Source organism: Lelliottia sp. GFLA7, from assembly GCF_056490165.1.
In genome coordinates this window covers 174032-187040 of sequence record NZ_JBWLAQ010000004.1, presented here as the reverse complement: position 1 = coordinate 187040, position 13009 = coordinate 174032, and the positions used below count along the sequence as shown (strand labels likewise).

Annotated in this window: 17 protein-coding genes; 15 read left to right on the top strand and 2 right to left on the bottom strand. The window is 50.4% G+C overall.

Going from position 1 to position 13009, the window contains the following annotated elements; genetic code table 11:
• Window positions 1-3 precede the first annotated feature (3 nt).
• From AC07RN_RS13935 to AC07RN_RS13915, 5 genes are all read left to right on the top strand, one after another.
• Window positions 4-1281, top strand: a complete 1278-nt coding sequence (locus tag AC07RN_RS13935; protein ID WP_153880696.1) for an OmpG porin family protein — start codon at window positions 4-6, stop codon at window positions 1279-1281.
• Between the two features lie 14 nt (window positions 1282-1295).
• Window positions 1296-2789 (top strand): glycoside hydrolase family 32 protein, encoded by a 1494-nt coding sequence (locus AC07RN_RS13930; RefSeq protein ID WP_079937223.1) that lies wholly within the window; start codon window positions 1296-1298, stop codon window positions 2787-2789.
• Window positions 2790-2801: 12 nt separating this feature from the next.
• Window positions 2802-3815 (top strand): OmpG porin family protein, encoded by a 1014-nt coding sequence (locus AC07RN_RS13925; protein WP_153880695.1) that lies wholly within the window; start codon window positions 2802-2804, stop codon window positions 3813-3815.
• Window positions 3816-3930: 115 nt separating this feature from the next.
• On the top strand, window positions 3931-4881 hold the full coding sequence (locus AC07RN_RS13920; protein ID WP_478336637.1) for an aminoimidazole riboside kinase: 951 nt from the start codon (window positions 3931-3933) through the stop codon (window positions 4879-4881).
• A 160-nt stretch (window positions 4882-5041) separates the two neighbouring features.
• A complete protein-coding gene (locus AC07RN_RS13915; protein ID WP_153880693.1) occupies window positions 5042-5353 on the top strand; it encodes a hypothetical protein in 312 nt (103 codons plus the stop codon).
• 292 nt (window positions 5354-5645) lie between these two features.
• Here AC07RN_RS13915 and AC07RN_RS13910 read toward each other — a convergent pair whose 3' ends face one another.
• Window positions 5646-5852 (bottom strand): helix-turn-helix transcriptional regulator, encoded by a 207-nt coding sequence (locus AC07RN_RS13910; protein WP_153880692.1) that lies wholly within the window; start codon window positions 5850-5852, stop codon window positions 5646-5648.
• A 121-nt stretch (window positions 5853-5973) separates the two neighbouring features.
• Window positions 5974-6552 carry a rolling circle replication-associated protein gene (locus tag AC07RN_RS13905; RefSeq protein WP_153880691.1) on the bottom strand — a complete coding sequence of 193 codons (579 nt, stop codon included), beginning with the start codon at window positions 6550-6552 and terminating at the stop codon, window positions 5974-5976.
• A gap of 303 nt (window positions 6553-6855) precedes the next feature.
• Here AC07RN_RS13905 and AC07RN_RS13900 point away from each other — a divergent pair, with 303 nt between their 5' ends.
• From AC07RN_RS13900 to radC, 10 genes are all read left to right on the top strand, one after another.
• Window positions 6856-7617 carry a hypothetical protein gene (locus AC07RN_RS13900; protein WP_478336636.1) on the top strand — a complete coding sequence of 254 codons (762 nt, stop codon included), beginning with the start codon at window positions 6856-6858 and terminating at the stop codon, window positions 7615-7617.
• Between the two features lie 123 nt (window positions 7618-7740).
• Window positions 7741-8604, top strand: coding sequence for a GTPase family protein (locus AC07RN_RS13895; RefSeq protein ID WP_392503757.1), 864 nt, complete (start codon window positions 7741-7743; stop codon window positions 8602-8604).
• Between the two features lie 92 nt (window positions 8605-8696).
• A complete protein-coding gene (locus AC07RN_RS13890) occupies window positions 8697-9518 on the top strand; it encodes a DUF932 domain-containing protein (protein WP_478336635.1) in 822 nt (273 codons plus the stop codon).
• 218 nt (window positions 9519-9736) lie between these two features.
• Window positions 9737-10438, top strand: coding sequence for a DeoR family transcriptional regulator (locus AC07RN_RS13885; protein ID WP_478336634.1), 702 nt, complete (start codon window positions 9737-9739; stop codon window positions 10436-10438).
• Between the two features lie 40 nt (window positions 10439-10478).
• Window positions 10479-10718 (top strand): protein YpjK, encoded by a 240-nt coding sequence (ypjK, locus tag AC07RN_RS13880; RefSeq protein WP_478336633.1) that lies wholly within the window; start codon window positions 10479-10481, stop codon window positions 10716-10718.
• Complete coding sequence (locus AC07RN_RS13875; protein WP_478336632.1) at window positions 10715-11158, top strand: YfjS/YafY family lipoprotein; 444 nt, start codon at window positions 10715-10717, stop codon at window positions 11156-11158. Before ypjK ends, AC07RN_RS13875 begins: the two co-directional genes overlap by 4 nt.
• A 23-nt stretch (window positions 11159-11181) precedes the next feature.
• Entirely contained in the window at window positions 11182-11649 is a 468-nt protein-coding gene (yfjT, locus tag AC07RN_RS13870) for a protein YfjT (RefSeq protein ID WP_392503761.1), read from the top strand.
• A gap of 76 nt (window positions 11650-11725) precedes the next feature.
• Window positions 11726-11965, top strand: a complete 240-nt coding sequence (locus tag AC07RN_RS13865) for a DUF905 domain-containing protein (protein WP_137397159.1) — start codon at window positions 11726-11728, stop codon at window positions 11963-11965.
• A 96-nt stretch (window positions 11966-12061) separates the two neighbouring features.
• Window positions 12062-12511: an antirestriction protein gene (locus AC07RN_RS13860; RefSeq protein ID WP_153880684.1), complete on the top strand. Its 450-nt coding sequence runs from the start codon at window positions 12062-12064 to the stop codon at window positions 12509-12511.
• An 11-nt stretch (window positions 12512-12522) separates the two neighbouring features.
• Window positions 12523-13002, top strand: a complete 480-nt coding sequence (radC, locus tag AC07RN_RS13855) for a RadC family protein (RefSeq protein WP_153880683.1) — start codon at window positions 12523-12525, stop codon at window positions 13000-13002.
• Window positions 13003-13009: the final 7 nt, after the last annotated feature.

Genomic DNA, 13009 nt, shown 5'->3' with positions numbered 1-13009 from the left:
GAAATGGATAAAATATTAACGCCTCACTATCGCATTAAAGCAATAAATAAAAATATATTCGCTTCTGGAAAACAAACGTTGGCATTGATGCTGTCATTATCCGCATTTTCTGCCGTCGCTGAAGAAACCAACGGCCAGCCAGGAAGCTATACGGGCAGCTATCAAAGCTATTTCCAGGATGAGCCTGGCGTTCAGGAAAAACCTTCATCGCCTGTACAAAAGGGAAATGCGCAATCGTCCCTTAGTGCTTCTTCGTCCCCTGTTGCTGCGGGAGCTGCGGCTGAATCTATGAAGTCGACAACGCTACCCGAGGTAACGCAGAGTAAATCAGCCGGGGTAACAAAAAATCGTAAAGCGGATAATCCTGAGGACGTCAGCCTACTGCGCTTAAGGCAGGAAGATCCGCCCGTTCACTGGAACAGTATCGGCCGTAACATGGAGGCTGGCGGCCTGCACGGCAACATCGGCACGCAAATAGAAATTGACGACGTGCGCTGGAGTAATAATAAGAAAAATAGCGGTAAATTCAAACTCGCTACCATTCAGGCATTTTTAAGACACGATGAGCTGCCCAACTGGTATTTTGGCTTCTGGAACGCGAGGGAAGACAGCTATAAAGGTCAATTCAGCAATCAGGACTACGGCGGCACCAATACGATCAATGAATTTTTTGTTGGCCATATCTTTGAAACCTGGCGGGGTAATATCGGGACGGAAGTTATGGTCGGCTCCGAAACGGCAACTAAACGCTGGAAAAACCGCTTCAAAGTCTGGCAGGACATCCGCCTGACCAACAAATGGAGCCTGGCCGGGTACGCTTACGGCGAATTCCAGCCCCAGGGGAATGAGCCGGGAAATGGCGATCTTGAACAGTACATTTTCGAAATTGAGCCAGCCATTCAATACCGCGTGAATCCGGATCTCGGCCTGTATTTACGACCATATTATTACTATAACCGTCAGGAGCGTCAAAGCTGGGGCGATATTGTTGAAGAAGAATGGAAAATCACCGCTGGGCTCTGGCGCAACTGGTATCCGCTGTTAACCTCCCTGTATTTTGGCGTCGGGCAGGACAAAATAGATAATGCCAGCAATGCCAAAGAAGTTTTTTATGACGGCCGATATAAATTTATTGGCGGCACCCTTAGCTATCCGATTTATGGCGAAGTGCGACTATATGGTGAATTCAAAGCGCAGTTCACTAAAGAAACCGGACTTTGGACATCTACCGGACACTCATGGAATCCCTTTACCGTGGTTGGCGTGAATTATAACTTCTAACATTCAGGTGTATCATGAAAAAATTAACGCTAGCGGCATCGGTCGCTCTGCTGGTGCTTTCGTTTGCAAATATGCCAGCCTGGTCGCAGCCGTCTAAAGAAACATTACAAAATAAAAGCATTAGCCATATTAAAGATTTTTTCCCACGGGTCGAAGGCTCCTTTGTTGGCGACCCGATGCCGGTCTATAACGACGGTGAATTTGATATTTTTTATCTGAACGATATCCGCGGCGGCAGCGACCTCGGGGTACACGCCATACATCTGCTGTCGAGCAGCAACTTATATGATTATCAAAACCATTCGGAAGTGATTCCCTACGTTAACGACGTGGACGATCCTGAACTGCTGCTGGGAACCGGTTCAATGATTAAAGTCGGCGATACTTGGCATGCCTGGTACACCGCTCACAATGAAAACGTGTTCCCGGTTGAATCGATAATGCACGCCACCAGTAAAGATCGCCTTCACTGGGTAAAACATCCGCAGAATACTATTCTGCCGGGCGCTAGCTACCGGGGGAATGACTTCCGGGATCCCCATGTCGTTTGGGTTGAAGAAAAGAAAGAATACTGGATGTTAATTACCACCCGCAGCAACGGACGCGGGGTGATTGCCCGCTACAGCTCAACCGATTTGGAAAACTGGCAGGACCGCGGCGTATTTTTTGATAACGACACCATTACCAGCAATGCCAACCTCGAATGCCCGACGCTAGTCTTCTTCAACGGACGCTGGTATCTCAGCTTTAGCGACCAATGGCCGTTGCGCCTGACCCAGTACCGGGTCGCCGACAATCCGGAAGGACCGTGGCAAAAAATGGATAACTATGTGGTCGATGGATCGGGTTTTTACGCGGGAAAACTGGCGCTTAAAAACGATCGCCTGTTTGTCTTCGGCTGGATCCCGACCAAAGCGGGCACCCGCGACGGCGGCAACGTTGACTGGGCAGGAAATCTGGTTGCCCATGAGCTCACCGCAGATAGCAACGGGCGGCTCAACAGCATCCTTCCCCAGGAGCTTCGCACGGTGATCAATAACAACCCTGGTCCGGTAACCCCCTTAACGAGCAGTAAAACGCTAAACATAGCAACGCAGTTCGGCCCGCTGCAGTCATCTGTCTATCCGCCATTGCCCAAAAAAGGAGAGCTAAGCGCGACGATAGACGTTCCCTCTGCCGGAATGGTGATGAGCTTTGGTCTGACCGACGACAGGGTGGCTGACGCAACGCTCAACGTTGTGTTCAACAGGAGCAAGGGGAAGGTTTATTTTTTCAACGCTCCGCTGACGTCGATTCACCAGGCCAACGCTGAATCCTGGGTGGATGTTCCGCTCGATGAAAAACTTGAGCTACGCGTCCTGATCCAGGACTCGATTGCCGTCTTTTATATCAACGATAAGGCGGCATTCAGCACCCGGATGTATTCCATGCAGAACAAGCCATGGAGCATTAGCCTGCCTCAAAACGATAATTTTCACGCGACGCTGAAAATAAAAGAAATGATTTAACGGGATATTATTATGAAAAACCATCATGCCCTGGCTGTTATTTTTGCTCTTCTGTTTCCGGCGCTGGCGAATGCAAGTATGAGCATCATGAAGGATTTGTCGGGAAAGGTTGTTGCCGTGGATCCGTGGTCATATCTGGATGAGGATGTGATGTGGACCTCAGCCCGCTCCTCTAATCCTACCGGTGGCCGTGTTCACGGACAGCTGAAAATGAAATATGCCATCGAGGATAATAACTGGCGTAACAGCCATTTTCACAGCGGGAAGGATTCACTGACTTTTGTGCAGGGGGTTATGCATCACGATGCGTTACCCGGCTGGTATCTGGCTTTCTCTGAGGGCAGAACCACCAACTATAACGGGACGTGGGAAGATCAGACTTACCTCAGCCAGAATCAGTGGACCCAGCTGATTATCGGCCATGAATATTTCTACAAGCGGCTGCGCTACGGCTGGGATGTTATGGGCGGAAGCTCGTCAATTGAGGACCGCTGGCAGGGGCGCATCAAGCTGTTTACCGATCTGCGCGTCACGGACAGCCTCTCCTTCTTTAACTACCTGTACCAGCAGGTTGACCACCGCCGCAGCGGCGGTTCACAAAATGACCGTGACGTGCGTTCATTTCAGATTGAACCCGGTGTTCAATACATTATCAACAACACCACCGGGGTCTGGTTCCGCCAGCAGTTCGCTTCCGCCATTTTAGACCGGGCGCAGTGGGGCGATATTGACGAAAAAAGCTGGAGCACCTCATTCGGCGTCTGGCACAACTGGGGGAGGCTATCCACAACGCTCAGCGGCGGGTACGGGCATTATAAGAAAGATAATGCCCAGCCCGAGGATGGCGAAGTATTCCAGAATACCCGCAATCGCTACCTGAAGGTGTCAGCGAATTATCCTTTGACCTCCCGCTTCACTGTGTCCGGGGAAGTTACCGGCTCGTTGATAAAGCAGAGCGGAAGCTGGGTCACTAACGGCGATGCCATCGCTACCGATTATAAGGTGATGCTGGATTATAACTTTTAACAGATAGGTTTGAATGACCGGCGGGGCATGAATACGGTTAGGCAATAGCGCAAAACCTGACGTGCCCGCAGGTCGTGTATGCATAAAATTAGTTAATTATTATTGAGGAAAAGTCATGAATATCTGGACGCTTGGCGATGCGGTGGTCGATCTTCTACCCCTTTCAGACATGCAGTATCAGGCCTGCGCAGGAGGAGCCCCGTTCAACGTTGCGGTCGGTACCGCACGCTTACGCAGCCAGAGCGGTTTTATTGGCCGGGTCGGTGACGACGACTTTGGTCATTTTTTAAAAACAACGCTGTCTGATTCAGGAGTCTCAACCGCAGGCCTTCAGCTGGATAGTCAGTACAGAACCAGCACGGTGCTGGTCTCGCTCAACGGTGATGGAGAGCGCGGGTTTACGTTTTTAACCAATCCTTCCGCGGATCAGTTTTTAACGCCCGACGGACTTCCAGAATTTAACGACGATATTCTGCACTTTTGCTCGCTGGCGCTGGTCGCCGAAGTTTGCCGCACTACGTTAGCCACCGCTATCGGCAAAGTTAAGCAGCGTGGGGGATTGCTGAGTTTTGATGTGAATTTACGCGAGCAAATGTGGCTCGATAAGCGTCAAATGCTCGATACAGTGCGCCATTTTTCCTCACAGGCCGACATTCTTAAACTCTCGGAGGAAGAATGGTACTGGATGACGGGCACGCACGATTTTACCCGAGCTCTTGACGCCCTTAAGGCATTCCCCGCGCAGCTAAAGGTAGTGACCTACGGCGCGCAGGGTGCCATGGTGCTCTGGCGCGACGGCGTCATCCATTTTAACGGTTATACCGTCGACAGTGTTGATACCACCGGGGCTGGCGACGCTTTTGTCGCCGGTTTGCTGGCCTGGATTGCACAAAACGGGATGCCGGAGAGCTTTGAACAGCTCCACCAGGCCGTTGCTCAGGCCGGTGCCTGCGGTGCCCTCGCGACAACCCGCAAAGGTGCGCTGACCGCTCTGCCGGATACCGACGCGCTTGATGCTTTTATTGGCCAATTTTCTCTGCCCGACTACGAGGTTAAAAACTTCTAAATACCATAGCTGCACGATCTCCATCCAGAAAACAGGGCCGGGCTAAGCTGGAATATCCGGCCTTTTTTCCACTTTATCCGGGGAGCCGCACTCACAGGAAAATCACAGTCCGGCGTCTGCCGATGCATGGTTGTATTTTTCACCGGAAGAGGAAAGGGGAATGATAGTCAGAACAGGACACGGCTGTGTTCCGCTAAAACATGCGCAAGGTTTTGCAAAACACTTTGAGAACACGGGTGTGGAGCATTCCAGTAGCATACCGGGAAACAGAGGTGCATTCGTGCGCAGTGAAACCCAGGGCGACTGGCAGCATTTCTTTCTGGCAACCTGGTGGCAGGGTCTGCAGTCGATCAAGGAATTTGTCGGAGAAAACTATCACATGGCGGTGACCTACCCGGACGATGAAGAGTTTGAGCTACTTTCCGAGCCTTACGTCTTTCAACATGTTGTGGAGACCGTTTCACCCCTTTAGGCTTATTTCTCGGGTAATCTCCCGGTTACCCGATTTGCTACAGCATCCTTGTTATAGTAAAGGCTACACTTTCGCTCCCTGCGGTGGGTTTAGGGGTATGTTAACGGGTTTGTGCTCGCTGATAATCACAGGGGGGAGGATAGGGACTATGAATGGTATTCATTAATACTGAGAATGTGTAGATTCATGCAACTCTGACTCTCAAGGAATACTCTTGAGAGATGCTAATTTGGGAATAAACAAAATGACTTTTTTTGGCAAGATGATTCTATCCGCAATTTACCAGGCTGGATTATGTTCTGGATTCGTAAATCCGATAATACAACCATTCTTCCAGATCGCTTTTTAACCAGCGGGATGCTCTGCCCAGTTTAATCGGCTTTGGGAATGCCCCATCCTGAATCAACTTATAAAACCATTTATCGCTCAGGCCAGTGAACTGTGTAATGAATTTCATATCGACAAATTGATCTTCAAATAGTGCAGGTTTTGTATACATGATGATGTGTTCCGGTTAAGGATGAATAACCGAAGCTGTCAGTAGACTAATCATTACCGTCAGCTCCTCCACATCAATGGCTTCAGTTGTAAAAAAACTTCGGCTCAATATTTACTTGTCGCTATTCCTTCCTGGGCCTGCCTCTACGGCTGCGGGGAGGTATAGCATTCATACCTGCAATAACCCCTCGTGACTTTTGCTCAGATTTGGCTAAATAACTGATTACGTAACGTAGTTCATCAACTGCTTGCCTATTGCGGTGATCCACTATTGTTCCGGAGCTTGCAACGAAATGCTTTTTCTTGGAACACAGATGAAAGAGACCTTCATCGTCTGTTAAGCTGCGCCATTCTTCCCCTATCGCACGCGAGGTCGGATAACATTTCCGATGCTTCTGCCCATCAAGATAAATCATGGCATGTACATGTAGCCCCTTACGTTGTCTGTATTCAATTACCCAGTAGTACCCAATAACCATCTTTCGGCCAATTACCACGTCCATCAGGTGCTGTATCTCGCCCTCCATCTCATCCATGAGATTACGCTGCGAGCGTTCACTTCCTTGTTTCCAGCCAAAATCCATACGAAAAGCCAGTAAGCGGGAATAACGCTCAAACATTTCATCCAGGTGGTGGTTTATATCTTCGAGAAGTAAACGATGCATAGGGTAATTAGGGTTAGCATTGTAGGGTTCTTTCATGATCTATCCTCAAACTAAACGGGGTTCAATAGATAGATGTGTGTTGTATTTTTTATACAGGGATGAGTATTGATTACAGGAAGGGGATGGTTAACTCTGGGTGATAATACTAATTAACCTTAAATCAGTAAGAACTGATGGTTTCAAGGATTCTATCGCAGGTTCGCATGGTGGCCTTACACAGGAAGAAATGTGTGCGCGAAATCTGAAGTATTGCAGTGCGATCTGGCGCTTTACGGGCCTTCGTGATAGGTTGTTATGCATAATCAATAAAATGCATAATCAATAAAATGCATAACAGTTATGATAAAGAGAATAACATTTAATACCGATGATGATTTAACGATTGATTCAATCGACAGGTATGCCGAATCCAATGGCACATCACGTTCGAAAGTAATATGTGAGTTATTGCGTTCCACTGCACCTATTCTTGATTTTGTGACATATCAAAATAGAATTACTCAGGAGGTTGAAAACAGACTTTTTAGCATGTTTTATCATGAGGTTCGTCACTTCGAAACACAGCAGCATAAAGATAATTCCACACTTAAATATCTTCACTCTCTCTCCGGAAAACTTGTTTTCTGCGTCCGCCATGAACCTATAACTAATTTTTCACTTCCTGTGTTAGATGAATGGAATTCTTACAGAGAGGGGTTTATTGAAAAGATAGAGGGAATTATAAAAATTCACAGGAGAGAAGGGGATGAAAAATCTAATTATGTTTATTTATGCATAAAAAGTAAGGTTGTCGAGAGGTTTGAATTTGATTTAATTGAGGTGGAAATTCCATTATTTGTTATTGATAAACATTTGTTTGATATTCAATCGATTTGTTATGTACGCGCTATTGATTTTTGTAATTTTGGGATTGATGACTACATGCGCAGAAATAAAAAACATTTAAACGCTGCTTACATTTCATGGGTTCCTGTAACTGCCTTTCGGGATGGTTTTATTTTTATAGCTGCTATGCCCATTGATAAAGCTTTGTCCCATCAACTTTACCCACCCAATGTCACTATCAACTTTCCTTATGAATACTGGAAGTATTTGGATTGATTATTGGTGAGCGTTACGTAATTTAAACAAATCTCAGACATATATCATCTTCATGAACATACCAGCATAACGGCAGAACTTCACGGTTCTGCCGTTTTAGTTTTATTAATTGCAGGAGTTTCCATGAATACCTCTCGAGGTTTACAGTCATTAAACCATTCGCTTTCCGGCCTGCCGCAATGGGTGTCTGAACGTATATTGCAGCAGATTAATCAGTTAACCCATTATGAACCAGCGATCGGCATTATGGGAAAAACCGGAGCGGGGAAATCGTCACTCTGTAATGCTTTGTTTGCCGGTGAAGTATCGCCGGTCAGCGATGTGGTGGCCTGTACCCGTGAACCCCTGCGCTTTCGCCTGCAGGTTGGCGAACGGTTTATGACACTGGTGGATCTGCCCGGTGTAGGCGAAAGTGGTGCACGTGATAACGAGTATGCTGCGCTGTATCGAGACCAACTTCCCCGGCTTGACCTGGTGCTGTGGCTGATTAAGGCCGATGACCGGGCACTGGTAACGGATGAGCATTTTTACCAGCAGGTGATTGGTGAAGCATACCGGCACAAGGTGCTGTTCGTAATCAGTCAGTCGGACAAAGCCGAGCCTGGCAGCGGTGGAGATAAATTGTCCACAGAGCAGAAACAAAATATCAGCCGTAAAATCTGCCTGCTGCACGAACTGTTCCAGCCCGTGCATCCGGTGTGTGCCATATCGGTCCGTCTGCAGTGGGGAGTACGGGTGATGGCAGAGCAGATGATTAAGTGTCTGCCACGCGAGGCCAGCAGCCCGGTAGTAGTGCATCTGCAGCGCCCCTTTCGCACAACGGTAGTCCAGGAGCAGGCCCGGAACGATTTTGGTGAAACCATAGGTACAGTGCTTGATTCAGTCAGCGCCTTTCCCCTGATACCCGTCCCGGTGCGGGCCATCATTCAGGCTGTGCGCACCACCGTGGTGTCCGTGGCCCGCGCCGTCTGGGATTTCTTCTTCTGAGTATTTAACCCTTTCCTGTGATCCCCCAAGCCCTGCCGCTTATGCGACGGGGTTTTCCTGTATCTATTTTTCCAGTAATGAGGAGTTTAACTATGACCCGTCTGGCTTCGCGCTTTGGCGCAGCAAATCTTATTCGTCGTGACCGTCCGTTAACCCGTGAAGAGTTATTTCGGGTGGTGCCCAGCGTATTCAGCGAGGACAAACACGAATCCCGCAGTGAGCGATACACATACATACCGACCATCTCTCTGCTGGACAGTCTGCAGCGGGAAGGCTTTCAGCCGTTCTTTGCCTGTCAGACCCGGGTGCGTGACCCGGGTCGTCGGGAGCATACGAAGCATATGCTGCGCCTGCGTCGGGAGGGACAGATTACCGGTAAACAGGTACCGGAAATTATCCTGCTCAACTCTCACGATGGCACCAGTTCGTATCAGATGCTACCGGGGTTATTTCGTGCCGTGTGTCAGAACGGCCTTGTCTGCGGCGAGTCGTTTGGTGAGGTGCGGGTACCACATAAAGGCGATGTGGTGAGTCAGGTGATTGAAGGGGCATATGAGGTGCTGGGGATTTTTGACCGGGTGGAAGAAAAGCGGGATGCCATGCAGTCGCTGATGCTGCCACCTCCGGCCCGTCAGGCACTGGCAAAGGCTGCGCTCACCTACCGCTTTGGTGAGGACCACCAGCCCGTGACCGAATCGCAGATACTCTCCCCGCGCCGCTGGCAGGATGAGAGCAATGACCTGTGGACCACTTATCAGCGCGTGCAGGAAAACCTGATTAAGGGCGGACTCAGTGGTCGTAATGTTAAAGGCGGGCGGACGCACACCCGTGCCGTACGTGGCATTGACGGGGATGTGAAGCTTAACCGGGCACTGTGGGTGATGGCGGAAACATTGCTTACACAACTGCAGTAGTCATTACCTTTGTTGCCATGTTGTTAATATCGGACACCACCTGTCCGCATTGCAACGTACTGACAGATCTCACTCCCTCGAAGATGACCTGTAACCCCCACCACATCTGACTTTTGCAGAAATGAAAAATAGTTTCTGCAGTGTCCATACCCTGTCCGCACCCCTCTTTAAAGTATTCACATCATTTTCAGTCAGTTAACTTTCACGGAGAACCATTCATGACACAGGCAGAACGCCGCCATGACCGGCTGGCTGTCAGGCTGTCACTGATAATCAGCCGTCTGGTGGCGGGGGAAACGCTGAGCGTACGCAAACTGGCCGCTGAGTTTGGCGTGTCGGTGCGCACACTGCGGCGGGATTTTCGTGAGCGGCTGATGTATCTGGACCTGGAATATCAGTCCGGCTACTGCCGCTTACGTACTGCTGGCAGTGAGATGCAGATGGTGCCAGATGTGCTTATCTTTGCCCACCGGAGCGGGCTGGCCGGGCTTTTTCCTGGCCTTGACCGCCGCCTGGTGAACGCACTGCTGATGTGTGACGAGTCTCCCTGCGTGATATCGCCCGCCAGTCCGCTCCCTTCACCGTCTGGCTCATTGTCTTTCTGGCGGTTGATTCAGGCTATTACCGGGCGCAGGCGGGTGATGCTGATTGCGGATGGACAGCGCTGTGAGCGACTGGCCCCCTGTCGGTTGCTCATCCACCAGCAGGCCTGGTACCTGGTGGGTGAGCACGGCGGACATATCGCCGTATTCACCCTGGATGAAATCCATCTGGTTCAGCCCCTGCAGGAGACGTTCCGCCGTAATGACAGTCTGTGCCGCCTGGCTGAAGACCCGGTGTTCATTCAGGCCTTGCCCCATTTTCGCTTTATCCAGCAGTCACTGCTTGCGTTTGTTCCGGCTGACAACCCACCGGAATAGCACAGGCTTTGTTATCAACCCGGCAACAGGGAGGAGCCCTATGCCCGTTATTGCCATTATCGCCATTGTTGTCATCGTCATCATTCTGAACAAAACCGGGGTGTCTGACAGCCTCACGGCCCTGACACTTGGCACCGTTGCTGCACTGCTGACGGGCGGTGGCGCAGCCGGTGCCGCAAGTGTTGCGCTGACGCCGTTCGTCGGTGTTCCGGTAGGCATTTTCGTGGGGATTTATGTCTTTGCCAAAGTCGTTCGTCTGATTTCAGGAAAAAAATCATGAAACGTAAAACACTCCCTCTGCTGGCACTGGTTGCCACCACCCTGTTGCTGAGCGCCTGCGATGACAGGAGTGATGACCTGAAAGCCATCAGCAAATTCAAGGACCTCACACCTCCGCACTTCAGTGACGTGGTCAGCCGCCAGGATGATGTCAGTGAGGAATGGACACAGATTGGCTTCTCCACCGGCCTCACCCTGCAGGTCTTACGTACCCACCAGTCGCCGGAAGGTTGCGAGGGCGGCAGTTACTATTATCTGGTGGATATGGAGCAAAAAACCGTGCAGCCGCTGATGAATGCGCTGTGTATTGCCGACAACATCAAACTGGAATACCACGAGGTCACGGACCCGTATACGAAGGAAAAATACTTCGAATACTCCCATGACGGCAAACTGATGGGGCGGCTGCTGATACCGTCAAATCCTGATAGTCAGGAATAAAAACAAAGATAAAGGAGACAGGAATGAACACACATTCACTCAGCCGGTTTGCGCTGGCAGGCGTACTGCTCGCGAGCTTTAATGCTTCTGCGGTTCCCGGACTCTGGCAGCAGGGTTACGGCCAGGGCAATGCGGAATACAGCGTGACGGACGCCAGTGGGAAGATGTTTACCATCAACTGTACGGAAAATCCGGACCAGAACGGTATCTACCAGCACTCGGTTTTTCTTACCCTCGCGGGAGACAAAACGGTCAGTTCGCATGATGACGGTACCGACATCACGGTGGTGATGAACCATCAGCAATACCCCATTCCGTCCAGCCTGGGCTGGCGTAACGGGGATAACGCCTGGTATGGCTTCATCATGGATATCCGTAAGGCCTCGCAGTTCGAGGTCTACGTCAATGACCGGAAAATTGGAACGTTTAAACCTGATGTGCAGAATGCACAAAAGGTCCTGCCAACGTTAGCGAACTGCACTAACGACTGATACATTCATTTTCGACATGCAATCCAACCCCGACGGCCACCAGGCTGCCGGGGTTTTCTTTTATCAGGAGCCTGAAATGTTCCAGTCAGTTTTACTGCCACCGGGTCCTTTCACCCGGGCACAGGCGGAAGCTGTCACGGCAACGTACCGCAATATCACCATTGAAGATGACCAGCACAGCCATTTTCGCCTGGTCGTTCGTGACCGTGAAGGCCGGATGGCCTGGCGGGCATGGAATTTTGAACCAGACGCCGGAGCCGGGCTTAACCCGTATATCCGACAGTACGGCCTTCTGAAGGAGACATCAGCACATTAATTTCTCACGCAAAACCCGTGAGCACGCAGCACGCACATTAATTATTTCCCATCACGCCAGCCAGACACGCTGGCGTTTTTATTCCCGGAGAACACTATGAATATGCATATCTTTACCCCCGCTAACGAGCCACAGCTAATTCTCACCGCCACGCCGGTACCCGATGAGCAGCGCATCGGTTTCTGGCCACAACACTTTGGCACGATCCCACAGTGGATAACCTTAGAGCCTCGTATCTTCGCCTGGATGGAACGTTTCTGCGAAGACTACAGCGGCGGCATCTGGCATTTCCACACACTCAGCAACGGTGGTGCCTTTATGGCACCCGAAACTGAGAATGATGAGAAATGGGCGCTGTTTAACAACATGAATGGCAATAGTCAGGAAATGAGCGTTGAGGCGGCGGGTATTGCGGTGTGTCTGATTGAGTACAGCCATCACGCTTGTCGTACTGAGTGCGATGCCATGACAGAGCATTATTACCGACTGCGAGATTACGCTCTGCAGCACCCTGAATCCCATGCCATTCTTGCCATCATTGATTAAGGAGTTTTGTCATGGAGAAACAACTGACTCTCTTTACACCGGAACTGCCATTGACCTCACTGCGCACCATCAAACGAGCCCTGAGTCTGCTTGACCAGCACCTGCGCGAACCGGGTGTAGCGTTTACTTCCACGCAGGCTGCTCGCGACTGGCTCAGGCTGAAGATGGGAACCCTTGAGCGGGAAGAGTTTGTCGTGCTGTATCTCAATAACCAGAACCAACTGCTTGCCCACGAAACGCTTTTTACCGGCACCATCAGTCACACTGAAGTTCATCCCCGCGAGGTGGTGAAACGCGCCCTGTACTTTAACGCGGCAGCAGTGATATTTGCCCATAACCACCCCTCAGGGGAGGTTGCTCCGAGCCAGGCAGACAAGGCCATTACCCAGCGACTGGTACAGGCGTTGATGCTGGTGGAGATCCGGGTCCCCGACCACCTGATTGTCGGCGGCAGGCAAATATTCTCATTCGCCGAACATGGTCTTCTTTAACAGGAAT